Consider the following 25,624-nt stretch of genomic DNA (forward strand, 5'->3'; position numbering starts at 1 on the left):
AAGGCGATTGGGTTTGTCCACTCCAGGGTGTGAAACAAGGTTCGTAAGTCAAGCGCGTCATGCCGTAAGGAAGCCAAGATTCTTCGAGAGATACCAGCAAGCAGCCAGACCCGTTATAATCACACAATCGGCTGACCGGGCACAGCACAGATGTCAGAGCGGGTCAGGAAGCGTTTCTCGCGACCGTTGTCCAAGCTGAACATACCGCCCCTACCAGGCACGACGTCGATGATAAGGTCGGTGTGCTTCCATGTCTCATACTGCGAGGCCGAGATATAGAACGGCGCGCCGCCGATCTCTCCCAGCTTCACGTCACGCTCACTGACCTTGAAGTCGTCCTGCGGATAGCACATCGGTGACGAGCCGTCACAGCAGCCGCCTGACTGGTGGAAAAGGACGGGGCCATGATCGGCGGTGATCTCCGCGATCAGTTCAAGAGCGGAATCGGTGGCGGTCACGGTGCTCATGTTTTCAACCTTTCCTCAAGGAATTTCAGAACCTGTTTTTCCTCGTGCCGAAGTCCGGGCTTCTTCAGCTTCTTTTCGATCTTATCACGCAATTCAAGTTTCAGCTCATCCGCCATATAGGCATCGATAATCTGCGGATGAACGTAGCACTTGCGACAGATTGCGGGCGTATTGCCCAGATGGGCGGCCACCGATTCAATCGCATCGCGGACATTGGCCTTGGCGGCGGATTCACTATCCGCCTTTTCATATTCAGCCAGAGCAATCGCAGCCAGAACGGTTCCGGTCCAGGTGCGAAAGTCCTTGGCGGTCACTTCGCTGCCCGAAATATCTCGCAGATAGTCGTTCACCTCGGTTGAAGATACCTGTTGCCGGTCGCCGTCTTCGTCCTCGTATTGAAAAAGGTGCTGACCCGGGAGATCCTGCACCGATTGCACGATCTTTGCCACGCGGCGGTCAGTGATTCCCAGATCCCAATCCTTCCCGCCTTTGCCCTTGAATTTGAATCTGATCTTGCTGCCGTCTATATCGACATGCCGGTCGCGCAACGTGGTCAAACCATGAGATTTGTTGCTTCGTGCATAGTCGGTATTACCCACGCGTATCATGGTGTTTTCCAGAAGCCAGACAACAGTTGCCAGCACCTTTTCCGCTGGCAGGCCGCGACGCCCCAGATCCTTGTGAACCTGTTGACGGATCTTCGGCAGCGCTGTGGCGAATTGCAGCATGTGGTCATATTTCGCGCCATCACGGACCTCTCGGAAATCGGGGTGATAGCGATATTGCTTTCTCCCCCTCGCGTCACGGCCAGTAGCCTGCAAATGCCCGCGCGGATCGGGACAGATCCACACATCCTGCCAAGCTGGCGGAATGGCGAGCGCATTGAGACGCGCGCGCCGCCTTTTGTCGGTGATCGTCTGACCATTGCTGCCGCGATAGCTGAAACCCTTGCCGGATCGGGCACGGCTGATGCCAGGTGAATCATCGCTGACATAGATCAACCCCACACTTTCGGCTGCGTCTTCGGGGTCAACAATTGCAGGTCTTGTGTCCTTCGGCATGTTCGCGCTCCGTCCCGGACCGGATATGAGACTGAACGTGGAAGGCAGCAAATAAGTTGCCAATGAGACGTCTGCGGCGGGTTGCGCCGCCGCAGACAGGTTCGTCATGCCGACATATCCAGCACGATACGTCCGTCGATCTTGCCCTTTTCCATCCTGCCAAATATGTCGTTGATATTGTCCAGAGGCTCTGCCGCAGTGTGGGCGTGAACCTGACCCGAACCCGCGAAATCCAGCGATTCCTGAAGATCCAGCCGGGTGCCGACGATAGAGCCGCGAATGGTCAGCCCGTTCAGGACCGTGTCGAAGATTGGCAGCGGGAAGTCACCCGGCGGCAAGCCGTTCAGCGCAATCGTCCCGCCCCGCCGCGCCATGCCGAGCGCCTGCGCAAATGCCGGGCGAGAAACGGCGGTGACCAGGACGCCATGCATCCCGCCAACCTCTTTCTTCAGATAGTCGCCGGGGTCGTTTTCCATTGCGTTGACGGTCAACTCGGCCCCCAGTTCCGTGGCCAGTTTCAGCTTTGACGGGTCAATATCGACCGCCGCCACGCGCAGACCCATGGCCTTTGCATATTGCACCGCCATGTGACCGAGCCCGCCGATCCCCGAAATAGCCACCCAATCGCCGGGTTTCGTATCGGTCATCTTCAGCCCCTTATAGACCGTGACGCCCGCGCAAAGGATCGGCGCGATCTCGACAAAACCGACATTCTCGGGAAGGTGGCCAACGAAATTCGGGTCGGCAATCGCGTAATCCGCAAAACCGCCATTCACCGAATAGCCGGTATTCTGCTGGCTTTCGCACAGGGTTTCCCAGCCGCCCAGACAATGCGGGCAATGTCCGCAGGCGGTATAGAGCCACGGCACGCCGACGCGGTCGCCCTCCTTGACGTTCTTGACGCCCTGACCGACGCCCGAGACATAGCCCACGCCCTCATGGCCCGGAATGAAGGGCGGGTTGGGTTTCACGGGCCAGTCGCCATGGGCGGCGTGCAGGTCGGTATGGCAGACCCCGCAAGCCTCAATCCTGACCTGAATCTCGCCGGGGCCGGGTTCCGGCACGGGGGCATCCTCGATCTCCAAAGGCTTTCCGAACTCGCGAACAACTGCGGCTTTCATTTTCTGGGCCATAATTTCCTCCGGTTTTAAGCATGACTTTCCCGCCCGCCGGGGGCGGTTGAATGGGTGGGGGCCATGACAGCCCCCGCCTGCGATGTTCAGTGGATCAGAAGAAGCCCAGCTTCTGCGGGGCATAGCTGACCAGCATATTCTTGGTCTGCTGATAGTGGTCGAGCATCATCTTGTGGTTTTCGCGACCGATACCCGACTGCTTGTAGCCGCCAAAGGCCGCGTGCGCCGGATAGGCGTGATAGCAGTTGGTCCACACGCGGCCCGCCTTGATCGCGCGGCCCATGCGGTAGCAGGTATTGGCATCGCGGCTCCATAATCCGGCACCAAGACCGTAGAGCGTGTCATTCGCGATCTCCAACGCCTCTTCCTTGTCCTTGAAGGTGGTCACGGACACGACTGGACCGAATATCTCCTCCTGGAAGACGCGCATCTTGTTGTTGCCCTTGAAGACGGTCGGCTTGATGTAATAGCCGTCCTTAAGATCGCCCCCCAGATCGGCGGCCTCGCCCCCGGTCAGGACCTCGGCGCCTTCTTTGCGGCCGATATCCATATAGGACAGGATCTTCTCTTTCTGCTCGCTGGAGGCCTGCGCGCCGATCATCGTGTCGCTTTCGCGCGGGTCGCCCTGCTTGATCGCCTCGACCCGTTTGATCGCCTTCTCCATGAATTCATCGAAGATGGATTCATGCACCAGAGCACGCGACGGGCAGGTGCAGACCTCACCCTGATTGAGCGCGAACATGGTGAAGCCTTCAAGCGCCTTGTCGAAGAAATCGTCATCCTCACGCGCGACGTCATCGAAGAAGATGTTGGGTGATTTGCCGCCCAGTTCCAGCGTCACCGGGATCAGGTTTTCGGCTGCATATTGCATGATAAGACGACCTGTCGTCGTCTCGCCGGTGAAGGCGATCTTGGCGATGCGGGGGTTGCTGGCAAGCGGCTTGCCGGCCTCCAGCCCGAAACCGTTGACGATGTTCAGCACGCCCGGCGGCAGGATATCGGCCACCAGATCCATGAAGACCATGATGCTGGCCGGCGTCTGTTCGGCGGGCTTCATCACCACACAGTTACCAGCAGCAAGCGCAGGTGCCAGCTTCCACGCCGCCATCAGCAGCGGGAAGTTCCACGGGATGATCTGGCCCACAACGCCAAGCGGTTCGTGGAAGTGATAGGCGACCGTGTCATGGTCGATTTCGGAAATAGAGCCTTCCTGCGCCCGCAGAACCCCAGCAAAATACCGGAAATGATCGATTGCCAGCGGCACATCGGCGGCCATCGTCTCTCGGATCGGCTTGCCGTTGTCCCATGTCTCGGCGGTGGCGAGCAGTTCCAGATTCGCTTCCATCCGGTCGGCGACCTTCAGCAGCGTATTGGCACGCTCGGTCGAGGAGGCATTGCCCCATTTGTCCTTCGCGGCATGGGCGGCATCCAGTGCAAGCTCAATATCTTCCGCACTGGACCGGGCGATCTCGCCCACATCCGCCCCGGTGATCGGGGTCACATTGTTGAAATAGCGGCCCTGCGTCGGTGCAACCCATTTCCCGCCAATGAAATTGTCGTAGCGGCTGGCAAAAGGCATCGCGCTGACACCCTGAAATTCGCGTGGCTGATCGTTCGGCATTTTTTCCTCCTCCAATTCCCGGCAGCATGTCCCCGGGGATGGAGGAAGGATCGGCCTCGGATCAGATTCGCACAATCTGGCAGGCGGACACCGCATCCGCACCTGTCTCAGCAGTGAGACAGTCGTGCGCTATTTCTGCTCCAGCCCCAGCTTTGCCATGCGTCGATACAGCGTCGCCCGCCCGATCCCAAGCGCCCGCGCCGCAGCCGTGACGTTGCCATCACTTCGCGCAAGGGCACGGGCAATGGCGGCACGCTCTCCCTTGTCAAAACCGCGCATATCGTCGTCGCGCACCAGCAGATCGGTGGCCGGGTGCGGCTTGATATCACCCTCGCGCGGCAGGCCGAACGCCTTGCGCGCGGCGCGAGTCGCACCAATGGTCAGATCATCCTTGTCCACCGCGATGAGCGAGGCCGAACCGCCCCGTTCCGCATCAGCCACCACGATCCGCGCACCGGGAAAGGCCGCACGGAACAACGATGCTTCGATCGCACTGGCAGTCTGGGCGACCTGCGCCTCGATCAGGCGGGCCAGACTGTCTGTCGCGGCACCTTTCACCGCGCTGACATCAAGCGCCGCTACCAGCCGACCATCCGGCCCCCAGATCGGCGCATCCATGCAGGACAGGCCGGTATTGCGGGTGTGAAAATGTTCGTCCCTGTTGATCGTCAGCGCCCTGCCCTCTGCCAGACAGGTGCCGATGCCGTTAGTGCCCTGCGCGGCCTCGGACCAGTCAAAGCCTTCCGAGAGGCCCCATTCGCGGAACTGCGCCGCCTCTCCATCGCGGACGCGCTGCGCCAGTATCATCCCCTCACAGTCGGTCAGCAGCACATTGCAGCCCGACAGACCAACCAGCGAATAAAGCCGGTCGAGCTGCGGATTCGCGAGGTCAACCAGAAGATCTGCCGCCGCCCGCCGCTCTTGCAGTTCTGCATCCGAAATCCGGCCGGGAAGCCGCGTCGTCGCCGGGTCGAGCCCATATTTCAGCATCGACCGCCGCCAAGAGGTCACAAGCGCCGAGCCGGCATTGCCGGATTGCGACTGCTCTACCACGAAATCGGCATGCGACTTCCGCACCATGATTCTGCCTCCCCGCCCGAGGATAGCAAGATTCGCAACCGACATAGGAAAAATTATGATCTGACATGCCCTGCGGCCAGCAACTGCCTATCCGTTTCGACCTACAAGGGAACCGTGGCAAAGCAATCCGTGATAGCCCGAACTGATCCGCCGCCGCACCCGCGTCTTGGGCGTCTTCCCGGACGGTATATCCTTCCTCAAAGGCGTAAATGACCAGCGGACGCCCGTCGCAGCTGGATGAAAGTTCGGGGGCGGGTCAATGACGTCAGCTATTGCGCAATACAAATGCCAAAGTACTTCGAACCGAAGGACGAGTGATTCAGGATATGTTATCCTGCAGTCCAAAATTGTCTGGGAATTCTGCTAAGTAGTTTTTCCTAGCTTCATTTGAAGCACTGTCTGCTAACTTGCGGATGATCGAAATAAACTCCATCAAATCTCGGCCCTGCAATTCTTGTAGCTCCACACCCACGCCCTCCATCAGAGAGACCGCAAAATCACTATTAACCTGTTCGTCATCGGCAGACTCAAGTTGGAACAACAAGTCTGTAAGACACATACATAGCCTTTCAGAAAGAGACGTTGTCATTCTGGCACCACCTTCACGGTTATGTTTGTTACATTTAATTCTTCGAACATTCTCGTAGCCCGGTTTGCCTGTGCTTGGGTCGGTACCTCCCAACGGGCAGTCAAACCATTTTGCTCCAAGACCTCGGACTGTCTAACGACCTGATTTTTAGCTTTTGATGTCGTCACGACCGAAAGCTTGCGGTCTATCAACACATCTCCATCCACTCCATCGAAACGTACGGTCGATGTTATCCCGTCTGGGTTTGTTTTAGTAAGGGAAGGGGCTTGTCCTTTTTGAGTTTCAATGTTCGGCCAACAAACTCGACTCATAAATTAATACATGACTTGACCAAGGCCGCTGATCATTAGTCTTATTGGTTTGGCATGATTCAGGCTCCACATGGGGACCCGATCAAGAAGCAATCTTTCTAGCGGAAAGATGGACAAATGGCATGTCTGAAGCCTTTCTTTCCAAAGAAATAAGGCAAGCCCCGCGTCGATGATCTGTCGGTAGCCGGTTCGGATTAACCCAACTCGTCTGACCGTGAACCGGGCGCCGATGATACGCCCGGCGGGTGGGTTACCCCAGATCCCTTGGCATGATGCTTTCAGGGATATTCTGGAAGCTGACCGGGCGCAGGAATCTGCGGATGGACAGGGTGCCGACGGAAGTTGCGCCGAAATTGGTGGAGGCCGGGTATGGGCCGCCATGGACCATGCTGTCGGCGACCTCGACGCCGGTGGGGAAGCCGTTGGCCAGCACGCGGCCGGCCTTGCGTTCCAGCACCGGAAGCAATTGACGCGCGGCCTCGGCGTCGGCCTCATCCATCTGGAGCGTCGCGGTCAGCTGACCCTCGAACCCCTTGGCGAGCGCGACCATTTCATCCACGCCGCCGACCCGGATCACAAGACCCAAGGGGCCAAAAACCTCTTCGCCCAAAGCGTGATCCTGAAGATAGGTCTGCGCGTCGGTTTCATAAAGGTTCGGGCTGGCCTCGCGCCCCGTGCTGTCGGTGGTGACGATGGGTTTCACGCTGTTGCGCCCGTCGAAACGCGCCTTGCCGTCGCGATAGGCCTTCGCGATACCGCCGGTCAGCATGATCTGCGGGCCGACCTCGTTCAACGCGTCAGCAGCGGCCTGCACGAAGGCGTCGCCCGCCGGCCCCTGCTCTACCACGGCGATGCCGGGATTGGTGCAGAACTGGCCCGCGCCCATGCTCAGCGATCCGGCCCAGCCCTTGCCGATTGCGGCCCCGCGGGCCTGCGCGGCCTCGGGCAGGACGAACATCGGGTTCACAGACCCAAGCTCTCCGAAGAACGGGATCGGCTCTGGCCGCTGCGCGCACAGATCGAACAGCGCCCTGCCCCCGCCCAAGGATCCCGTGAAGCCCACCGCCTTGATAAGCGGATGCTGGACCAGGGCCTGCCCGACCTGACGGTCGCCGCCCTGAATCAGGCTGAACACGCCCTTGGGCATGCCGGTCGCCTCAATGGCGGCATGGATCGCTTCGGCCACGATCTCGCCGGTGCCGGGATGGGCGGAATGGCCCTTCACCACGACCGGGCAGCCCGCGGCGAGCGCCGCCGCCGTATCCCCGCCGGCCACCGAAAAGGCCAGCGGAAAGTTCGAGGCCCCGAAGACCGCGACCGGCCCGATCGGCCGCTGGATCATGCGCAGATCGGGGCGCGGCAGGGGCTGGCGCTCGGGCAGTGCCTCGTCATGGCGGCGGTCCAGATAATCGCCCTTGCGGATGTGATCGGCGAACAGGCGCAGCTGGCCCGTCGTCCGCCCCCGCTCGCCCTGAAGGCGCGCCTCGGGCAGGCCGGTTTCCTGCGTGCCGATTTCGGTGATCCGATCGGCGCGGGCCTCCATCTCATCGGCGATCGCGTCGAGGAACTTCGCCCGGTCCTCGCGCGACGTATAACCGTAGGTCCAGAACGCATCCTCTGCAGCCTCACAGGCGCGATCCACCAGATCGACCGTGCCGACCGAAAACTGATGCGAAGGACCATGCGCCGGCTCCGACGCAAACTGCCGGTCACCGCCAACCCAGTCGCCAGCGATAAGATGTTTGCCGTGGGGGGTGAAATGCATGAGGGGGACCTCCTGACCTTTGTGATGCCTGACATCGTTATTGCCGATCTTGCATACATGACGTATACAATTGACGCAACCTGACTCACCACTCGCATGAGGCCGTCATGAGCAATGCCAGAACCTTCACCGCAGAACAGCTTCGTCAGAGCATCGAAGAAATCTTCGTGAATGCCGGGCTGACCAAAGAACAGGCCGGGCCGGCTGCCGGTGTGATCCTTGCCGGAGAGCGGGACAACTGCAAATCGCATGGCGTCTATCGGATCGAGGGTTGCCTGCGCACATTGGCCGCAGGAAAGGTGAAACCCGACGCTGTGCCGGCCCTGACGGATGACGGCGCGGGGATCGTTCGTGTCGATGCTGATGGCGGCTTTTCACCCGCGGCCTTCGCCCTTGGCGCCCCGGTTCTGGCCGAGCGGGCAGAGAAGCTGGGCATCGCGGCACTTGTCATCAACAACTGCACCCATTTCTCGGCCCTCTGGCCAGAGATCGAAGCGCTGACCGAGCGCGGCCTCGCAGCAATGGCCATGTGCCCCAGCTATTCCTCCGTGGCGCCTTCGGGCGGCAATGCGCCCCTTCTGGGCACCAACCCGTTTGCCTTCGGCTGGCCACGGCCCGACGCGCCGCCTTATGTGTTCGATTTCGCCACCTCTGTCGTCGCGCGGGGTGAGATTGAGCTGCATCGTCAAGCCGGCAAGCCGCTGCCGGAAGGCTGGGCCGTCGATCGTGACGGCAACCCCACAACCGATCCGGCAGCCGCCCTTGAAGGCGCGATGCTGCCATTCGGTGCGCATAAAGGATCGGCCATCTCGACCATGATCGAATTGCTGGCCGGCGCGATGATTGGCGATCTGACAAGCGACGAGGCATTGGACTATCTGGGAACGACCGCAATTCTGCCCCATCATGGAGAGCTGGTCATCGCATTCTCGCCCCGCCGCTTCGCCGCCGGACGGCCCGGCGATCCGTTCCGCCGGGCAGAGGCATTTCTGGACGCCATCGCCGGTCAGGGTGCAAGACTGCCGTCTCAACGGCGCTTCGCCGCACGCAGAAAAACGGCGCAGGACGGCATCACGCTCACAGGTGATGAAGTTGCGATGATGCAACGGCTGCGGGATAATCCCGGCGAGATCAAAGCCTAACGCGACGGGAACGTGTCGCTTCCGATTGCAGCCGCCATATGCCTGACATATGGTGCACGGGCACGTGATCAGGCCAAATGTGCGATTTCACTGGCCGGTCGTCATTCATTTGTCCTCGAAAATGGTTATTCAACGATGAGAACTATTCGGGTTTTCTTGCAGGCTTCCGTCATGGGGCTTGCCATCTTCGCGGCACCTGCGAATGCGCAGGCACCGGGTGGTGAGGCACCGCCGCCAGCGGTCACCTTTGTCACGCTGCAAGCTGAGGATGTCACGCTGACCTCGTCCCTGCCCGGCCGTGTCATCGCCTCTGCCGAGGCGGAGCTGCGGCCACAGGTCAACGGCCTTATTCTCGAACGCACCTTCGAAGAGGGCAGCACGGTTTCCGAGGGAGATCCGCTGTTCAGAATCGACGCCCGCAGCTATGAGGCTGCGGTGGCACAGGCAGAGGCGGCTCTGGCGCAGGCTCAGGCGCAGTCGGATGAAGCCGCCCGAGAGGCAGAGCGGATCGGCGCACTGCGCAGCCGCAGCGTGGCCAGCCAGCAGACCGAAGACAGCGCCATTGCCGCACGCGATGCCGCACGTGCGGCGGTGCAGGCCGCGCAGGCTGCGGTTGATGCGGCGAATATCGATCTTGACCGGACCACCATCCGTGCCCCGCTGGATGGGGTAATCGGGCTCACACAGGCATCGCAGGGCGCGCTTGTGACCGCCAGTCAGGCGACCCCGCTGGCGGTGATCCGTCAGATTGACCCCATTCAGGTTGATGTGACGCAATCGGCGGCAGAGATCATTCGCTGGCAACGTCAGGGTGCCCGCGCGGTCCTGCCGAAAGATGCCGATGCCTCTGTCACGCTGCATCTGGCTGATGGGACGGATTACGATCAACAGGGCTCTCTCATGGGGGCCGAACCGCATGTCGATGAAACGACCGGCGTCGTCACCCTGCGGATCGAAGTCGCAAATCCCGACAGCCTGCTGCTGCCGGGCATGTATGTTCAGGCAGAGATCCCGCAGGCCACGCTGGAAGGCGTCATTCTTGCGCCGCAGGAAGGTGTGACCCGCGACCGCCGGGGGCGTCCGGTGGCCTATGTCGTGAATGCCGATAATGTCGTGGAAGAGCGGCAGCTTGATATCGTGCAGGATCGCGGAAACACATGGGTTGTCCGCGAGGGGCTGGCCGATGGAGAGCGCCTGATCGTCGAAGGCTTCCAGCGTATCGGACCCGGTGCGACCGTCACGCCAGAGGAACGTCAGGAACAGCCCGCTGAAGGCGAAGCAGCTGCGGGGGCCGCACAGGGCGAGGCAGCCGAAGCAGCGCCCGCCACAGAAGAAGCCACAGCGGCTGACACCGCGCCCGCCGAAGAAAGCCAGCCAGAGGCGGAAGAAGCCGCCCCCGCCGCTGAATAAACCGCAACGCCCGGATTATCGAAGGCAGAGCCATGGCCCGTTTTTTCATTGATCGCCCGGTTTTCGCATGGGTCATTTCTATCATCATCATGGGGATCGGCGTTTTGTCGATCGTCTCTCTGCCGATCGCGCAATATCCGCAGATCGCACCGCCTTCGGTGACGATCCGCGCGACCTATCCCGGCGCCTCGGCCGAAACGGTGTCGAATACCGTCACCCAGATCATCGAACAGCAGATGACGGGACTGGATGGACTCAGATACATGTCCTCCAGCTCGACCTCGGCAGGGTCGTCCACCACCACGCTGACATTCGAAACCGGCACCGATGAAGATATCGCCCAGGTTCAGGTCCAGAACAAGCTGAGCCAGGCGACATCCCTGCTGCCGCAACCCGTGCAAAGGCAGGGCATCGCCGTCGAAAAGGCCGCATCAGGCTTTCTGATGGTGATCGGGCTTGTCGGCAATGACAGTTACGATCAGGCCGATTTGTCAGATTATCTTGTCACCAACCTCGTCGACGACCTCAGTCGGGTGGAAGGGATCGGCAGCGTGCAGGTTTTCGGTGCGCAATACGCGATGCGCATCTGGCTCGAGCCGTCAAAGCTTGCCGCCTTTGAGATGACACCTTCGGATGTGGTCAACGCGGTTTCAGCCCAGAACACCCAGATTTCAGCCGGTGAGTTCGGCGGGCGTCCGACCATGCAGGGCCAGCAGCTGAACGCGACCGTAACTGCGCAATCGCTGCTGTCCACGCCAGAGGAATTCCGCCAGATCGTGCTGCGGGCAGAGGAAAACGGCGGGCTGGTCCTGTTGCAGGATGTTGCCCGGATCGAAATCGGCGCGGAATCCTATGTCGCCGATGCGACCTATAACGGGCGTCCCTCGTCAGGCATGGCGCTAAGCCTGGCGCCGGGGGCGAACGCGCTTGATACGGCGGAACGCGTCAAGGAGAGGATGGAGGAATTTGCCGAATTCTTCCCCGAAGGCGTCGAATATGTGATCCCCTTCGATACCTCTCCCTTCGTCGAGATCTCGATTGAAGAGGTCGTCAAGACGCTGATCGAGGCCATCGTTCTGGTCTTTGTCGTGATGTATATCTTCCTGCAAAACTGGCGGGCGACGCTGATCCCGACATTGGCCGTACCCATCGTTCTGCTGGGGACCTTCGGGATCATGGCGGTGTTCGGCTTTACCATCAACACGCTGACCATGCTGGCCATGGTGCTGGCCATCGGTCTTCTGGTTGATGACGCCATTGTCGTGGTCGAGAACGTCGAGCGCATCATGGAGGAAGAGGGGCTGAACCCGCGCGAGGCAACGCGGAAATCCATGGGCCAGATCACCGGCGCACTGATCGGCATCGCCCTTGTTTTGTCGGCTGTCTTCGTGCCGATGGCGTTCTTTGGCGGTTCCACCGGGGTGATCTATCAGCAATTCGCGATCACGATTGTGTCGGCAATGGCGCTGTCCGTGGTCGTCGCATTGACGCTGACACCTGCCCTTTGTGCTTCCATGCTGAAGCCGACGCATGGCAAGCGTGGCGGGCTGTTCGGCCTGTTCAATCGCGGCTTCGACGGCACGACGCGCGGATATACCGGCGCCGTCGGCTGGATCGTGCGCCGCCCGCTGCGCGTATTGCTGATCTACGCAGCCCTTGGTGCGGCAATGGTGTTTCTGTTCATCAAGACGCCACAGGGCTTTCTGCCGGACGAAGATCAGGGGATCATGTTCGTTCTGATCCAGGGCCCGACCGGGGCGACTGCAGAACGCACGCAGGCTGTTGTGGACGAGGTCGAACGGTATTTTCTGGAACAGGAAGCGGCCTCGGTTGATTCCATGTTCGGGGTCGTCGGCTTCAGCTTTGCCGGGATGGGCCAGAATGTCGGCATGGCCTTCGTGCGCCTGAAGGATTGGGAGGAACGGCCCGATCCCTCACAATCCGTTCAGGCCGTCGCCGGGCGGGCTTTCGGTGCGCTCAGCCAGATCAGGGATGCCATGGTGTTCCCGATCGTGCCGCCTTCTGTCATCGAACTCGGCAACGTCTCGGGCTTCGATTTCTATTTGCAGGCGCGCGGCGGACAAAGCCACGAACAGCTGCTGGAGGCCCGCAATATGATGCTGGGCATGGCCGCGCAAAGCCCGCTGATCACACAGACCCGGCCTTCCGGGCTGGAGGATGCGTCGCAGTACCGCCTGAACATCGACTGGCAGAAGGCCGGGGCGATGGGCATCAGCGCGACCGATGTGGCGGGACTGCTGCAGGTTGCGTGGACGGGCACCTATGTGAACGACTTCGTCGACCGGGGCCGGATCAAGAAGGTCTATGTTCAGGGCGAGGCGAACAGCCGTTCGGTCCCGACCGACCTTGAGAAATGGCGGGTTCGGAACGCATCCGGCGGGCTGGTACCATTTGCGAATTTCGCGGAAGGCGAATGGACCTTCGGACCGCAGGGCCTGACGCGCTATAACGGTGTGCCGGCGATGCAGTTGCAGGGCAGCCCCATGCCCGGCGTCAGCACCGGCGACGCGATGGCCGAGATCGAGAACCTGGCAAGCCAGCTTCCTGCCGGTTTCAACGTGTCGTGGACGGGCCTGTCACTGGAAGAACGCGAATCCGGCGACCAGACCGCGCTGCTTTATGCGCTGTCGCTGGCGGCGGTGTTCCTGTGTCTGGCAGCACTTTATGAAAGCTGGTCGATCCCGCTTGCGGTTATTCTGGTCATGCCCATCGGTGTGCTTGGTGCATTGCTTGGCGCATATGTGGGCGGCTTCGACAATGGTGTTTTCTTCCAGGTCGGCCTGCTGACGGTGATCGGTCTGACCGGCAAGAACGCGATCCTGATCGTGGAATTTGCCAGAGAGCAATCGGTGGCCGGCGCACCCCTGTACCGCGCCGTGGTCGAGGCCGCGCGCCAGCGTTTCCGCCCGATCATCATGACCTCAATCGCCTTTTCGCTTGGCGTGACACCTTTGGTTCTGTCGACAGGCGCGGGTGCTGCGGGCCGGAACGCGATCGGTGCGACGGTTCTGGGCGGAACATTGATGGCAACCGTTCTGGGCATCCTGTTCGCGCCGCTGTTCTATGTCCTGATGCGCAGGCTGTTAGGCCGCGGCGACAGGATGGAAGACGATGACGCGGTGACGCAGCCGACCCCCTCACGGGTCTGAGCCGGTTGTGCCGTTGCCGCCACGCATCGTTGTCATGGGCGTATCCGGATGCGGAAAATCCACCTTGGCCGAGGCGCTGTCAAAACGCCTCGGCTTTTCCATGATAGAAGGGGATGCGCTGCACCCGGCCGAAAATATAGCAGCGATGCAGTCGGGCAGACCCCTGACCGACGAAATGCGCGGGCCCTGGCTGGCAGCAATTGCCGCCGCGATGGAAAAGGCGCTGCAAACCGGCCCCGGAGCCGTTGCAAGCTGTTCAGCCCTGAAGCGCAGCTATCGCGATATACTCTCTCAACACGGCCCGGTGGCCTTCGTGCATCTTGATTTGCCGCTGGCCGCCGCCCGGCACAGGATGGCAGATCGCCCCGGCCACTTCATGAACGCTGCACTTGCCGAGAGTCAGGCTGCGACGTTGGAACCGCTGGCCCCTGGAGAAACCGGGATCGCGCTTGATGCGATGCTGGGCCCGGAACTACTGACGGATGCTGCGGCGGGATGGTTGCAACAGCACGATTAGGCGCTTGCGCGGGAATCCTACCGCTTGCGGTGCTTTTTCAAATTGTTAGTCTCGCCCGAAGGTTAAGCGGCACGGGACGATGCAACGCAAAGGTTTTGTTACGAGTTCAAGGGCCGTCGCCGCAGATATGACAGCGTGGGCGATCACCACCTTCGCGCATCTGCTGACCGCTGTGCAGCCGCAATGGCAGGGCTTCGACCCGGCAGAGCGTCATCAGCGCATCTATTTCGCCAACCATGTCAGCCACGGCGATTTCGTCCTGATCTGGGCGGTTCTGCCAAAATCGCACCGGCGCAGGACGCGGCCCGTTGCCGGGGCCGATTACTGGCGCAGGGGCGGGTTGCGTGAATTCATCGGCAGCGACGTCTTCAACAGCCTTCTGATCGAACGCAATCGTGACGGCGTCGAGGACGATCCGATCGCACAGATGGCAGCGGCGCTTGACGAGGGTTCGTCATTGATCATCTTCCCCGAAGGCACGCGCAATCTGACAGATACAGAGCTGCTTGCCTTCCGTTCCGGCATCTACCGGCTTGCCCGGTCGCGGCCCGGCATTGATGTCGTTCCGGTCTGGATCGACAATCTGAACCGTGTGCTGCCCAAGGGGTCATTTATCCCGGTCCCGCTGATGTGCAAAGTGATCTTCGGCGCACCCATGCATGTGGGTAAAGATGAAACGAAGGACGCTTTCCTGGCCCGGGCGCGCACAGCGCTGCTATCGCTCAAACCCCGGCAGGAGGACGCGCCATGAACGACGTTCGTGCGGACCTTCTGGCGACCATTGCCGGGATCGGGGGCGTTCTGCTGGTCGCCTCGATCATCGGTGCGATACTTCAGCGGCGATATTCCCCGGATGGAGAGAATGCCGCGGTCGAGAACCTGAACGACCGGATCCGCGCGTGGTGGGTGATGGCAATCACGATCTCTGTCGCGCTGCTTGGCGGCCGGACGGGTGTCGTGCTGCTGTTCTTCATATGCTCTTTCGCGGCATTGCGGGAATTCATGACCCTGACCAATGCCAGCCGCGCCGATCACAACACGCTGGCAGCCGCGTTCTTCATCGTGCTGCCGGTGCAGTTCTACCTGATCTGGATCGAATGGTACGGGCTGTATTCCATCTTTATTCCGGTCTGGGTGTTCCTGCTGCTGCCCGTTGTTTCCGCGCTGTCCGGGGAAACGCGGAACTTCCTGATCCGCGTGGCCGAAATGCAATGGGCCCTGATGATCTGCGTCTTCTGCGTCTCGCACGTTCCGGCCTTGATGAGCCTGAACATCCCCGGTCACGAAGGCCGCGGCGTTCTGCTGATTGCCTGGCTGGTCGTGACCGTGCAACTTTCCGATGTGCTGCAATATGTCTGGGGCAAGCTCGTCGGCAGGCACAAGATCGCACCACGTCTGTCGCCCTCGAAAACGGTTGAGGGATTTCTGGGCGGCTGTCTGTCGGCAACCGCTATCGGCATGGCGCTGAAATTCATGACGCCGTTCACCCTTTGGCAGGCCGGGCTGATGGGGCTGTGCGTCATCATGATGGGTTTTCTGGGCGGGCTGGTGATGTCGGCCATCAAGCGCGACCGGGGCGTGAAGGATTGGGGCCATACCATCGCCGGGCATGGCGGTTTCATCGACCGGCTGGACTCTGTGCTGTTTGCCGCGCCGATCTATTTCCACCTTCTCCGCTATTACTGGTCAGTTTGATGAGCGAACCCGAAAACCGCCGTCCCCTTGCCAGCCGTCAGACCGGATGGGCCAACCGCATTGCCACATGGCTGGCCTCGACGCGGATCACACCGAACCAGATCTCGCAGGCCGGCATGGTCACGGCCCTGCTGGCCGGCGCCTGCTTTTGGGCCAGCGGGTCGACGGGCGGGTTTGGCCGCGAGCTTCTGCTGCTGGCTGCGGCCGGATTCTGCCAATTGCGCCTGCTGTGCAACCTGTTCGACGGCATGGTCGCGGTCGAGGCAGGTCGGGGCAGCCCCGATGGCGGCTTCTGGAACGAGTTTCCCGATCGTGTATCCGACATGCTGATACTGGTCGGGCTTGGCCTGGGGGCAGCGGCGCCGACCCTTGGCTGGGCGTCCGCGGCAATGGCACTGCTGACCGCCTATATCCGTGAACTGGGCTTGAATCTGGGACAAGGCGCCGATTTTTCCGGTCCGATGGCCAAGCAGCACCGGATGGCTGTTGTGACCGCTGCGGCTCTGCTTGCCATGTTTGAACCGTTGTGGGGCGGTCACAGCCAAGTGCTGCGCATCGCATTGTGGATTGTCACCATCGGTGCTGCACTTACCGCGTTGCGGCGCTGCTGGCGGCTTTTGGTAAAGCTGCGCGGATAGCAAAGCCGGATAGGGCGCGGTATCACTTGCCGGGCCTTTTAATCTTGCAACTCTTTCAGCTCATTTGATTATGTGCCAGAAGAATTGCGTCAACAAAAAAATGGCGGGGCGCGTGACACATGGGCAATATCGACTGGATCGCGGCTGATTGGGGCACATCCAATCTTCGCATCTGGGCCATGAGCGGGGATGCCGTCATCGAAGCGCGCGGCTCGGATCGTGGCATGTCCGCCATGTCTGGCCCCGACGATTTCGCGGCCGAGCTGGAGCGTCTGACCGAAGGTTGGCCTGCCGTTCCGGTGGTGGCCTGCGGCATGGTCGGCGCACGTCAGGGCTGGACCGAAGTTCCCTATAGCGCCGTCCCCTGCACTGCCACTCCCGCGCTGACACCCGTCGCCGGTGATCCGGGCGGCAGGCCCGTTCTGATCGCCGCCGGTGTCATGCAGGCTGATCCGCCCGACGTCATGCGCGGCGAAGAAACTCAGATTGCGGGCATCCTTGCAGCGAAGCCGGATTTTGATGGCGTGATCTGCCTGCCCGGTACCCATACGAAATGGGCGCGGATCTCAGCAGGTGAGATCTGCCATTTCCAGACCGTCATGACGGGCGAGATATTCAGCCTGCTCAGCCGCCAGTCGGTGCTTCGCCACAGTCTGAACGGCGCTGCAGGACAGGCTGGCTCTGCCGCGTTTGCCGATGCCGTTTCAACCGCGCTCAGCCAGCCGCATCAGGCCTGGGCGCGCCTGTTCCGGTTGCGTGCCGCCGGTCTGATCGGCCCCGGCGACCCGGCAGAGGTTCACGCCCGCCTGTCCGGCACCCTGATCGGGCTGGATCTGGGTGCCGCCCGCCCCTATTGGCTGGGCGAGCAGGTGCTTATCATCGGCGCCCCATATCTGGCAGAACTTTATTCCACGGCATTGCAGCAACAGGGCGCAGCCCCGGTTGTGGGCGATGCCGATACCACCACGCGCGCCGGGTTGCTTGCCGCATGGCGCCAATATCAGGACCCGTCATGACACGTCCCATCATCGCCATTCTCCGCGGTATCACACCGCCAGAAGCCGTCGCCGTCGCCAAAGCGCTGATCGGGGCTGGCGTGACAACGATCGAGGTTCCGCTGAATTCTCCGGATGCCTTTGACAGCATCGCACGCCTGGTCGCGGAATGCGGCAACGATGCGAAGATCGGGGCCGGAACGGTCCTGACACCCGCAGAAGTTGAACAGGTCGCGGCAAATGGCGGCAGGCTGGTCGTCTCGCCCAATTGCGACCCGACGGTGATCCGGGCGACCCGCGCAGCCAGGATGGAAAGTTTCCCCGGTATCATGACCCCGACCGAAGCCTTCGCCGCGCTAGATGCAGGGGCGACCGGCTTGAAGCTGTTCCCCGGAGAGCTTGTCGGCCCGGTCGGACTAAAGGCGATACGCGCCGTCCTGCCTGAAGATGCCGCCTGCTATGCGGTCGGCGGCGTTAACAGCGATACGCTGGGCGAATGGCTTAAGGCAGGTGTCTCTGGCATTGGTGTCGGCTCTGGACTGTATCGTCCGGGTGATGCGCCGGAAACCGTGGCCGAACGTGCAGAGGGACTCGTCCGGCTGTGGGATGAGCACAAGGCGGACTAAACCTTTAGCCCTGCGGGGTCATGGCCTTGCGTTGGCGGTTACGTTCCAGACCCAGTTGACGTTCACGCCAGATAATCAGGATGCCGGCAAGGATCACAATCGACGCACCAGCCAGCATGACCGGGGTCGCGGCCTCGTTAAACAGGAACCAGCCGATGGCGACCGACAGGATCATCGACACATAGTCGAAGGGTGCGATCAGCGAAGCCTCGCCGAAACGATAGGCGGAGGTCAGCAGGATCTGCCCCATCCCACCCAGAAGCCCGGTCGCAATCAACAGCGCCAAAGTCGTCGCGTCAGGCATGACCCAGCCAAACGGAACGGTCAACAACCCAAGCACCGATGAGGTTGCCGAGAACCAGAACACGATTGCGGCCGTCTTTTCCTCTTGCACCATCTTGCGCACGAAAACCTGCGCCAACGCGGCACAGGCCGCGCCGCCCAAGGCGACGACTGCGCCAAGCGTGCGGCGAAAATCGGGCTCTGCCCCAGCCAGCCCGATCTGGGGTGACAGCACGATCAGCACGCCTGACAGGCCAAGGGCCACCATCGACAGACGGAAAAGACGGACGTTCTCGCCCAGAAACATCGCCGCAAAAACAACCACCAGCAGCGGCGCGGCATAGCCAATGGCAATCGCCTCGGGGAAGGGCAGCAGCGCAAGCGCCCAGAAATTCAGCGCCATTGCGCAGGTACCGGCGATACCGCGATAAAAATGCTCCATCGGGCGGTTCGTGCGCAGCCCGGTGCGCAACTCTCCTCGCCATGTCAGCCAGACAAGAATGACCGGAATCGCGAAGAAAGAGCGGAAAAAGACCTGCTGTCCCGGCGGCACCCCAAGCCCACCGTCAGAGGTCGATTTGACGATGGCCGCCATGACGGTAAAGACAAGCACGCTGAAGCATTTCAGCAGGATGCCGCGAATGGGGCTGTCCATGATCGGGTATCTTCCGAAATTCGTTTCGGGTATAGCCGCTGCCTATTCCTCTGACGTTCGCGGGTCAATGGCGTGGGTCAACAACGCCGAAGATCGAAACCTTGACCACCATCGCACCAGAAGCAGGATTCACATTTTGTTCGATGCTGCCATTCTGCGGATATGAACGACAGCGACCTTTGGTTCCTGCCCGGGCCAGCCGATGATGAAGTGCCTGAGCCAGCGGTTCACTCCGGCCTGAGGAGTGCTGATGCGTGGCAGCATGTGCGATCCTCACTCGCGGTCAGTCTGGCCGGTGCCGCGCAGGCGCATTGCACGCTGAGCTGGTCAATGATCCCGGCATTATCCGCCGCCTCGCCATGATGGAGGTCGAGGCGATGTTGTGGGCAGAGGGCACGCCGCTTTCCAGCGAGGATATCGGCCGCGAAAGTGCAGGTTCTAGAACCCCCGCCGAGGTGTTACGGGCCAATGTCATCGGCCACCCCTACAGAACGGATAAGCAGCCAAGCAAACCGAAATCACATCTGGATTAGGTCAAAATACCCGTAAACAGGATTCCCAGGTGGCTGAGGTTGTGATTCTCCTAATGGTACTGGCAGGACGTGAACATGGCACATTTTAATCTGACGGATTTGGAGTGGTCGGTGATCCAGCCGCTGCTTCTAATGACGGCTCGCCCTCGATCGGGGTGCGTCAGCACGCAGCCTACGGTCAAAAAAACGAACGATCCCGTTGGATGGGTCGCTCGCGTAGTGGCCTGACGACCAAGATACAGCGTGACATTCCCGGCCTTGGTGAAAAGGTAACGACTCAGGCAGCACCAGGGAAGCTACATCGTTTAACCCAGAGGCAAAAATGTCTCTGGGTCGGAAATAGCGGCCCCACCGACTGACGCGCCGCCCTTGTTACGCAAAGGGGTTTTCGATCCGGCAACCCGTCGGCTCAAAGTCCGAGACATTGCGCGTAACGACAACCGCATCGTGATGCAGTGCTGTTGCAGCAATCAGCAGATCGGCACCCGCATGCCCCAACCGCGCCGACAACTGTCCCCAGATCCGCGCGGATTGCGCATCGAATGGCAGCAGGCGATCACCGAACAACTGCACCGTCCGACCCAGCCAGTTGCGCAGATCGCGCGCAAAAGCCGGGTCCTGCTGTTCCTGTCGCGCGATGCCGCGCTCAATCTCGCCGAGGGTTACGACAGACAGATACAGCACATTGTCATCCTGCCGCTTCAACCACGCCGCGACCTCTGGCGCGCGTTCTGGCCTGCGCAGCGCCGATATAACATTCGTGTCAAGGATCAGCATCAGAAAGCTACGTCGCGCGGCCGGGCCTCTGCCCGTTCCGCCTCTACCTCGCCGCGTGGCTGGGTCAGAAGATGCTTGGCGAAACTGCCACGATTCGACTGCGCCTCTGCCAATATCCGCGCATATTCGGATGCCGAAAGCACGACCACAGCCGGCTTACCCCGGCGCGTGACTTCTTGCGGCTCACCCGCAAGCGCCGCATCCACCACAGCGGAAAACTTGTTCTTCGCGTCCTGCAGACTCCACATGCCCTTACCTGTCTAGCTATTTGGCTAGATAGATAACAGTTCCATCGATGATTTTCAACCATGCGGAGCACACCAGATGTGGCCGCCCGTCGCACCCACCTAAATCATGATGTGCTGAAGGTTGGTGCCTTCGGGCAAGGCTTCGCAGTCCTTGTCCCAGAACGAGTCCGGCAGTGACCAAGTGTGGTTTGAGGTCCGTCGTTGAACGCAGAAACAAAACGGGTCTGCCGCATAGATCGAATAGCCTTTTGACGCCAGTTGCAGCAGCTGGAAGGTATCTTCTCCAGTCGAGCGCTCCTGAAACGGCGCATTAAGAAACATCGTGCGGCGGCCCAGAAAGGTAGCGCCATAGACGAATTCAGACCTGCGATGGCACTGCATCGGATGCTTCAAATAATAGCGTCCCGTTGCGACATCATGCCAAAATGTGCCGCGTTTTCCGATAAGATCATAGCCGCCCCAACGTGTCGGCAACAGCATATCTGCAATATAGTTAGGGCCGTAAAAGTCATCGTCGTCCATCTTGGCAACAAATTCACCTGAAGCCGCCTGGATCAGCGAGTTCATTTTGTACCCAAGAGAGACCTTTTCACGGAAATGGATATGCTTGAAGCGAAGATTTTTGCCGGTCTTGCGAATAGCCCGCGCCAATTCCTCGAGCGAGGCTGCAACGTCCTGCTCTGAATACAAGTATCCAAATCCTATGACCAACTCCAGATGAGGATGCGTCTGCGATATCGCATTTTCGACTATACGCACGTAATCTGCTGGCTGCTTCGTCGGCGTGATCATCGAAACAAACGGCGCAAAGGCGTCTTCGTCCATGTCAGGATAGACCGTCTGCAGAATTTGCCCCACCCTGTCGCGATAGGTTTCACCCTTCATCACATGCCGATAGCCTAGGTGCGAGCGCCTCATCCAGTAATACTTGTCTTCGATCAGACGACCCGTCTCTCGGATCGCATCCTCTTCGGTTTCCACGACGGAGACGGCGTCCCCAAACTGCTCTGTAATAGCTCTTGAAGGCGAGCTCACGACGGGCGTGCCACAGGCCAGCAGCTCATAAACACGACGAGACATCATAGTGGGCGAGTCGGTGATTGTGTTTACATTCAGAAATGCGCGGAAATTGCGATACTCCTTCACTATCTCCGAATACGGCAGTGACTGGCGGCAAAAACGACGGTACTTCAGCGGAAAACGATACCGCTCCTCGGCCTGTTCGGAATGCCGGTCGAAAATGGAACCGTTATGGCGCGATATGGCCGGCAACATATAGTCCATTTGCCTGATCCTATCTTCGTGGCTCTCGCCATAATACCCACCGGCAAAGGCAACCGTGTCGCGCTTCTCGAATGTCGGCGCGTTCCCGGGGTTGCAGGTTTCTGAAGGGGCGGCAAATTTCAGCACATGAACAGATTTGCCCGGTAGAGCCGCTTTGTATTTTTCAACGCTATTGGAATCAGAGGTAAAAATGATATCTGCCTGCCCTGCAATCGGCAGAAACTTATCGAAATGCATTGGATCTTCCTTGTTATAGAAGACGATGTGCTTGCCGGTGATCCGCGCACTTTGAATGGCCGACAGAAGAGCAAGACGGTTGGGATGATGCGGCGTCGCGGCCGTCATACCATGCTGCCAGGCACCTCCATTGCCACGCCAGAAGCTTTCCAGAAAAAGCATGTCGCTGTCGGACTTGCTGATTTGGTTAATGTAGTCTGTTCGTGAAAGCGGCTTTGCATCGACGCTTCCGGTGATGCAGGCTTCTGTGAATTCATCCATAATATAAAGAAAAGGCTTGCTGTAGGCTTTCGACGGCGCAACAAGCTGAGTTCGTGACCGACGAAGCGCTTGCATGATTTTGCCACGCCCAACAATCAGCTTGTCGCGCAATTGTGTCAGGTCGGCTGGCAAAAGCTGAAAGGCAGCTGACAGGATCAGATCATCGTCGGATTTGAGGAACCGCATCACCTTGATCCGAAGATAGGTCGCGCCGTCCGGCACCACAAACCTTCGCAGGACAACACCATCTTTCGACGGTTCGATGTAGAAGTAGTGATCGATTTCCGGCTTTGACGAGCGTGACAAACCGCCAATATCCAGTGTGCGCCCAGCCACATCCAAAGCCATCACAGAGCACAAGAAACTTTTTTTGTCCATAATGTGGGACATCGGGCTGATCATCAACTTCAGCTCGACATGCCCCCGGATCGCCGGGACCAACGCTTCGATCGGCTCGTCATCTATCCTCTGATGCTGGCTTGCTGTGGAAAAGCCAGGAAAAACATGGGGCGTGGCGAGAAGGTTATCGCAAATCCTGACCAGCCGGGCCGCGTCGAGCTCATACCCGGACGTCGCCGAGAAGACATCGTCTGCATATTTAAGCGCGCGCTCGACATCATTCATATCGTAGTTTCCACTCCTGTGCATATGAGAATGGGTCCGCCCGCTCACTCGTCCAGACCGCAAATAAAGTTGTGACGAAAACACTCTAAAATAGTTTTCTATCACGCGTCTACATCTTATGCGTGTTTTTATAGGAGAAGCCGCTGTTTGTGCCGCTGTTCAGCGCGGTGTCTCTCCGGACATCTGTGCACTACGGATTGTTATGAAATTCGCTGTGGCTAAGCGCGCCGCATAGCGCTGTGACACTGTAGTCCGAAATACATTTCGTAAGCTCGGCCGCGGCGAGCTTTATTAAAATCCATAACTTTACTATTTTTGTCGGATATGATAGCGACCGGGCCGAAGCTAGCGAAGCCGCCAGCACAAAAATCAAGACATCGGAGATGATATGCGACACAGGTTTTGTGTGCGCTGCGCCCTGCTGGGCAGCGTTGTGTTTGTGACCCCTTTGGCCGCCTTGGCCCAGAGCGGCGCGGAGGTGATTGTGCTGGACGAGATCACGCTTAAAAGTAAACGTGACGTCGAAACCCAGACTGCCAACCCGGTCACGAATATCGACCAGCAGGAAATAGACGACCGGCAGGCCGGTACGATCGCCGAACTGGTCGATACGGTGCCGGGCGTCACGCTTGTCAACGGCGCGACACCAAGCGGATCGGGCATCAATATCCGCGGCTTCGGCGCGAATGGCACCTATGGCACAGACCAAATGGTCATGATCCAGGTGGATGGCGCGACACAGGGATCAGAAGAACTCTACCGGTTGGGCACGCAGCTTTACACCGATCCCTCTCTCTACAAGACCGTCTCGGTCTCACGCGGGACGGTCGGGTCTTTCGAATATGGCTCAGGTGTGGTTGGCGGGATTGTGAGGCTGGAAACCAAGGATGCCTCGGATTTCACGGGCGGGGTGTCGGGATATAAGCTGCGACAGACGCTGGAGGCCGCTTCGAACGGTGACGGCCTGACCTCATCGACCATTCTGGCATGGCAGCCGAATGATGATCTTGAGATTCTGGGCCAGTATGTCTTTCGCAAGATGGACGAGCAAACCGACGGTGCCGGCGAAGATGTCGGGGCAGAGCCGTTCAAGCTGCCTTCCTATATGCTGAAAGCGAAATATACATTCGGCGCGGCACGCGATCAGTCGGTAACGCTGTCCTATAACGACACGCAAACCAGCGAAAACGATGTGCCCTATGACCAGTTCGGTCTGGGCGGAAGCTCTTTCGGCAATGTCGACCGAGACGTCCGCACGCGCACGACCGTCCTAGAATATGAATATGATCCATCAAATCCGCTGATCCATATCGAAGCCAATCTCAGCCATGCCGATCAGAAGATCGACAGCACCTATATCGAGGGTACTTCGCCCTACGGACCGGCCGCCGGCTCGCTGGGCGATGCCGATCACCGCTATGAAACCACAAAGCTGACGGTCAAAAACACATCGCGCTTCCAGACCGGTTCCGCCGAACACGATCTGCGCCTTGGGGCAGAGATCATTCGCAAAAAACGGGCCGAGGCCGTTTCCGCGCCCGGTGGCACAGATCGGCGCTTCGCTTTGTTTGCCGTGGACGACATCACATGGGGCGGCTTCACCATCAGCCCCGCAATGCGCTACGAAACACAAAAGCTGCGCCGTCAGTCCGACGCGTCGGGCAGCAATCCACAAACAGAATATGACAATGATGCAATCATGGGCGGTATCTCTGCGCGCTATGAATGGTCGAATGGCTTCTCGGCATTCGCTAGCGCTGCCTATACCGAAAACCTGCCAATCCTCGACGATTTCGACAAAGACAGCTTCATGAACCAGTCGCAAAAGGCCCGCGTCTACGAGATCGGCGCGGCCTATGACGCCGTCGACGTCTTTTCGGGCGGAGATACGCTCAGCCTGAAGGCCAATCTCTATCAATCCGACATCTGGGATGTGACCTCTTATTCCGGCGTCGCAGAGGTAGAGATGCGCGGGCTGGAGCTGGAGGCAAGCTATAGCGTCGCCAGCGGCTATTACGCCGACATGAACGCCACGATCAGCAAGGGCGATGCGTTGGGCATCAACGGGGAAGAAACCCATTGGGGTAATGCACCCGCCGACAGCCTGTATCTGACGCTTGGCAAGCGTTGGGGGGAAAAGTTGGATCTCAGCTGGGAAATGCTCGCCAATGCACGAATGGACCGGGTAGATAGAACGAATCGAGAGACACCCGGCATTGGCGTCCACAACCTCCGTGCCACATATCGTCCGCAGGCTGGTGTGCTGGAAGGATCGGAATTCCGCGTCGGGGTCGAAAATATCTTCGACAAGGAATATCGTCCGCATCTGGCCACGCGGAACGGCGCGGGACGCAATGTGAAGCTGACAGTCGCAAAGACGTTCTGAGCGATTTATCCCAGATCTTTTCGGGGCCGTGCGGAATACCGCGCGGCCCCATGCTATGGCTATTTGAGATTGCGGCGCCGCAACACAACCTTGGACGTGCCGTGGCTGCAAACCTTC

The 25,624-nt window shown here is 59.8% G+C and carries 22 protein-coding genes; 11 read left to right on the forward strand and 11 right to left on the reverse strand.

Features of this window, described 5'->3' with window-relative positions; all coding sequences use genetic code 11:
* Positions 1 to 119: 119 nt before the first annotated feature.
* The 7 genes from PAF20_RS17435 to PAF20_RS17465 all read right to left on the reverse strand — a co-directional run bounded on the left by PAF20_RS17435 (position 120) and on the right by PAF20_RS17465 (position 8,027).
* The gene (locus tag PAF20_RS17435; protein WP_271073410.1) at positions 120 to 467 is read right to left on the reverse strand and encodes a DUF779 domain-containing protein; all 348 of its coding nucleotides are present in this window, start codon (positions 465 to 467) and stop codon (positions 120 to 122) included.
* On the reverse strand, positions 464 to 1,528 hold the full coding sequence (locus PAF20_RS17440) for a DNA topoisomerase IB (protein WP_271073411.1): 1,065 nt from the start codon (positions 1,526 to 1,528) through the stop codon (positions 464 to 466). The genes PAF20_RS17435 and PAF20_RS17440 overlap by 4 nt, the downstream gene beginning before the upstream one ends.
* Positions 1,529 to 1,632: 104 nt before the next feature.
* Positions 1,633 to 2,661 carry an alcohol dehydrogenase AdhP gene (gene adhP, locus PAF20_RS17445; protein ID WP_271073412.1) on the reverse strand — a complete coding sequence of 343 codons (1,029 nt, stop codon included), beginning with the start codon at positions 2,659 to 2,661 and terminating at the stop codon, positions 1,633 to 1,635.
* Positions 2,662 to 2,755: 94 nt separating this feature from the next.
* Positions 2,756 to 4,282, reverse strand: coding sequence for an aldehyde dehydrogenase (gene adh, locus PAF20_RS17450; protein ID WP_271073413.1), 1,527 nt, complete (start codon positions 4,280 to 4,282; stop codon positions 2,756 to 2,758).
* Positions 4,283 to 4,411: 129 nt separating this feature from the next.
* A complete protein-coding gene (locus tag PAF20_RS17455) occupies positions 4,412 to 5,362 on the reverse strand; it encodes a GAF domain-containing protein (RefSeq protein WP_271073414.1) in 951 nt (316 codons plus the stop codon).
* Positions 5,363 to 5,681: 319 nt separating this feature from the next.
* A complete protein-coding gene (locus PAF20_RS17460) occupies positions 5,682 to 5,903 on the reverse strand; it encodes a hypothetical protein (RefSeq protein ID WP_271073415.1) in 222 nt (73 codons plus the stop codon).
* A gap of 609 nt (positions 5,904 to 6,512) precedes the next feature.
* Positions 6,513 to 8,027 carry an aldehyde dehydrogenase (NADP(+)) gene (locus PAF20_RS17465; RefSeq protein ID WP_271073416.1) on the reverse strand — a complete coding sequence of 505 codons (1,515 nt, stop codon included), beginning with the start codon at positions 8,025 to 8,027 and terminating at the stop codon, positions 6,513 to 6,515.
* Between the two features lie 107 nt (positions 8,028 to 8,134).
* Between PAF20_RS17465 and PAF20_RS17470 the strand changes: the two genes are divergently transcribed.
* From PAF20_RS17470 to PAF20_RS17510, 9 genes are all read left to right on the forward strand, one after another.
* A complete protein-coding gene (locus tag PAF20_RS17470; RefSeq protein WP_271073417.1) occupies positions 8,135 to 9,169 on the forward strand; it encodes an Ldh family oxidoreductase in 1,035 nt (344 codons plus the stop codon).
* Between the two features lie 171 nt (positions 9,170 to 9,340).
* Positions 9,341 to 10,579 (forward strand): efflux RND transporter periplasmic adaptor subunit, encoded by a 1,239-nt coding sequence (locus tag PAF20_RS17475; protein ID WP_271073418.1) that lies wholly within the window; start codon positions 9,341 to 9,343, stop codon positions 10,577 to 10,579.
* A 32-nt stretch (positions 10,580 to 10,611) separates the two neighbouring features.
* Entirely contained in the window at positions 10,612 to 13,749 is a 3,138-nt protein-coding gene (locus PAF20_RS17480; RefSeq protein WP_271073419.1) for an efflux RND transporter permease subunit, read from the forward strand.
* 7 nt (positions 13,750 to 13,756) lie between these two features.
* Positions 13,757 to 14,266, forward strand: coding sequence for a gluconokinase (locus PAF20_RS17485; RefSeq protein WP_434802964.1), 510 nt, complete (start codon positions 13,757 to 13,759; stop codon positions 14,264 to 14,266).
* Between the two features lie 127 nt (positions 14,267 to 14,393).
* Positions 14,394 to 15,017 (forward strand): lysophospholipid acyltransferase family protein, encoded by a 624-nt coding sequence (locus tag PAF20_RS17490; RefSeq protein WP_271073421.1) that lies wholly within the window; start codon positions 14,394 to 14,396, stop codon positions 15,015 to 15,017.
* On the forward strand, positions 15,014 to 15,961 hold the full coding sequence (locus tag PAF20_RS17495) for a phosphatidate cytidylyltransferase (RefSeq protein ID WP_271073422.1): 948 nt from the start codon (positions 15,014 to 15,016) through the stop codon (positions 15,959 to 15,961). Before PAF20_RS17490 ends, PAF20_RS17495 begins: the two co-directional genes overlap by 4 nt.
* Positions 15,961 to 16,599: a CDP-alcohol phosphatidyltransferase family protein gene (locus tag PAF20_RS17500; protein ID WP_271073423.1), complete on the forward strand. Its 639-nt coding sequence runs from the start codon at positions 15,961 to 15,963 to the stop codon at positions 16,597 to 16,599. The genes PAF20_RS17495 and PAF20_RS17500 overlap by 1 nt, the downstream gene beginning before the upstream one ends.
* A 119-nt stretch (positions 16,600 to 16,718) precedes the next feature.
* Positions 16,719 to 17,615, forward strand: coding sequence for a 2-dehydro-3-deoxygalactonokinase (locus PAF20_RS17505; RefSeq protein ID WP_271073424.1), 897 nt, complete (start codon positions 16,719 to 16,721; stop codon positions 17,613 to 17,615).
* Positions 17,612 to 18,220, forward strand: a complete 609-nt coding sequence (locus PAF20_RS17510) for a 2-dehydro-3-deoxy-6-phosphogalactonate aldolase (protein WP_271073425.1) — start codon at positions 17,612 to 17,614, stop codon at positions 18,218 to 18,220. The genes PAF20_RS17505 and PAF20_RS17510 overlap by 4 nt, the downstream gene beginning before the upstream one ends.
* Before the next feature lie 4 nt (positions 18,221 to 18,224).
* Here the strand turns inward: PAF20_RS17510 and PAF20_RS17515 are convergent, their stop codons facing one another.
* Positions 18,225 to 19,157, reverse strand: a complete 933-nt coding sequence (locus PAF20_RS17515; RefSeq protein ID WP_271073426.1) for a DMT family transporter — start codon at positions 19,155 to 19,157, stop codon at positions 18,225 to 18,227.
* A 254-nt stretch (positions 19,158 to 19,411) separates the two neighbouring features.
* On the opposite strand from PAF20_RS17515, the gene PAF20_RS17520 reads away from it, so the two are divergent.
* Positions 19,412 to 19,690, forward strand: coding sequence for a hypothetical protein (locus tag PAF20_RS17520; RefSeq protein WP_271073427.1), 279 nt, complete (start codon positions 19,412 to 19,414; stop codon positions 19,688 to 19,690).
* Positions 19,691 to 20,062: 372 nt separating this feature from the next.
* Here PAF20_RS17520 and PAF20_RS17530 read toward each other — a convergent pair whose 3' ends face one another.
* The 3 genes from PAF20_RS17530 to PAF20_RS17540 form a co-directional block, all read right to left on the reverse strand.
* The gene (locus PAF20_RS17530; RefSeq protein WP_271073428.1) at positions 20,063 to 20,467 is read right to left on the reverse strand and encodes a type II toxin-antitoxin system VapC family toxin; all 405 of its coding nucleotides are present in this window, start codon (positions 20,465 to 20,467) and stop codon (positions 20,063 to 20,065) included.
* Entirely contained in the window at positions 20,467 to 20,715 is a 249-nt protein-coding gene (locus tag PAF20_RS17535; RefSeq protein ID WP_271073429.1) for a type II toxin-antitoxin system Phd/YefM family antitoxin, read from the reverse strand. Before PAF20_RS17535 ends, PAF20_RS17530 begins: the two co-directional genes overlap by 1 nt.
* Positions 20,716 to 20,814: 99 nt before the next feature.
* Positions 20,815 to 23,121: a glycosyltransferase family protein gene (locus PAF20_RS17540; protein ID WP_271073430.1), complete on the reverse strand. Its 2,307-nt coding sequence runs from the start codon at positions 23,119 to 23,121 to the stop codon at positions 20,815 to 20,817.
* Between the two features lie 388 nt (positions 23,122 to 23,509).
* Here PAF20_RS17540 and PAF20_RS17545 point away from each other — a divergent pair, with 388 nt between their 5' ends.
* Positions 23,510 to 25,507 carry a TonB-dependent receptor plug domain-containing protein gene (locus PAF20_RS17545; RefSeq protein ID WP_271073431.1) on the forward strand — a complete coding sequence of 666 codons (1,998 nt, stop codon included), beginning with the start codon at positions 23,510 to 23,512 and terminating at the stop codon, positions 25,505 to 25,507.
* Positions 25,508 to 25,624 lie beyond the last annotated feature (117 nt).

The organism is Paracoccus albus (genome assembly GCF_027913035.1).
GTDB lineage: Bacteria > Pseudomonadota > Alphaproteobacteria > Rhodobacterales > Rhodobacteraceae > Paracoccus > Paracoccus albus.

Coding starts and splice junctions, on each gene's coding strand:
- PAF20_RS17510 (WP_271073425.1), top strand. CDS start 17,612: ATGACACGTCCCATCATCGCCATTCTCCGCGGTATCACACCGCCAGAA.
- PAF20_RS17475 (WP_271073418.1), top strand. CDS start 9,341: ATGGGGCTTGCCATCTTCGCGGCACCTGCGAATGCGCAGGCACCGGGT.
- adhP (WP_271073412.1), bottom strand. CDS start 2,661: ATGGCCCAGAAAATGAAAGCCGCAGTTGTTCGCGAGTTCGGAAAGCCT.
- PAF20_RS17480 (WP_271073419.1), top strand. CDS start 10,612: ATGGCCCGTTTTTTCATTGATCGCCCGGTTTTCGCATGGGTCATTTCT.
- PAF20_RS17530 (WP_271073428.1), bottom strand. CDS start 20,467: ATGCTGATCCTTGACACGAATGTTATATCGGCGCTGCGCAGGCCAGAA.
- PAF20_RS17490 (WP_271073421.1), top strand. CDS start 14,394: ATGACAGCGTGGGCGATCACCACCTTCGCGCATCTGCTGACCGCTGTG.
- PAF20_RS17500 (WP_271073423.1), top strand. CDS start 15,961: ATGAGCGAACCCGAAAACCGCCGTCCCCTTGCCAGCCGTCAGACCGGA.
- adh (WP_271073413.1), bottom strand. CDS start 4,282: ATGCCGAACGATCAGCCACGCGAATTTCAGGGTGTCAGCGCGATGCCT.
- PAF20_RS17535 (WP_271073429.1), bottom strand. CDS start 20,715: ATGTGGAGTCTGCAGGACGCGAAGAACAAGTTTTCCGCTGTGGTGGAT.
- PAF20_RS17515 (WP_271073426.1), bottom strand. CDS start 19,157: ATGGACAGCCCCATTCGCGGCATCCTGCTGAAATGCTTCAGCGTGCTT.
- PAF20_RS17540 (WP_271073430.1), bottom strand. CDS start 23,121: ATGAATGATGTCGAGCGCGCGCTTAAATATGCAGACGATGTCTTCTCG.
- PAF20_RS17470 (WP_271073417.1), top strand. CDS start 8,135: ATGAGCAATGCCAGAACCTTCACCGCAGAACAGCTTCGTCAGAGCATC.
- PAF20_RS17495 (WP_271073422.1), top strand. CDS start 15,014: ATGAACGACGTTCGTGCGGACCTTCTGGCGACCATTGCCGGGATCGGG.
- PAF20_RS17435 (WP_271073410.1), bottom strand. CDS start 467: ATGAGCACCGTGACCGCCACCGATTCCGCTCTTGAACTGATCGCGGAG.
- PAF20_RS17505 (WP_271073424.1), top strand. CDS start 16,719: ATGGGCAATATCGACTGGATCGCGGCTGATTGGGGCACATCCAATCTT.
- PAF20_RS17440 (WP_271073411.1), bottom strand. CDS start 1,528: ATGCCGAAGGACACAAGACCTGCAATTGTTGACCCCGAAGACGCAGCC.
- PAF20_RS17455 (WP_271073414.1), bottom strand. CDS start 5,362: ATGGTGCGGAAGTCGCATGCCGATTTCGTGGTAGAGCAGTCGCAATCC.
- PAF20_RS17465 (WP_271073416.1), bottom strand. CDS start 8,027: ATGCATTTCACCCCCCACGGCAAACATCTTATCGCTGGCGACTGGGTT.
- PAF20_RS17545 (WP_271073431.1), top strand. CDS start 23,510: ATGCGACACAGGTTTTGTGTGCGCTGCGCCCTGCTGGGCAGCGTTGTG.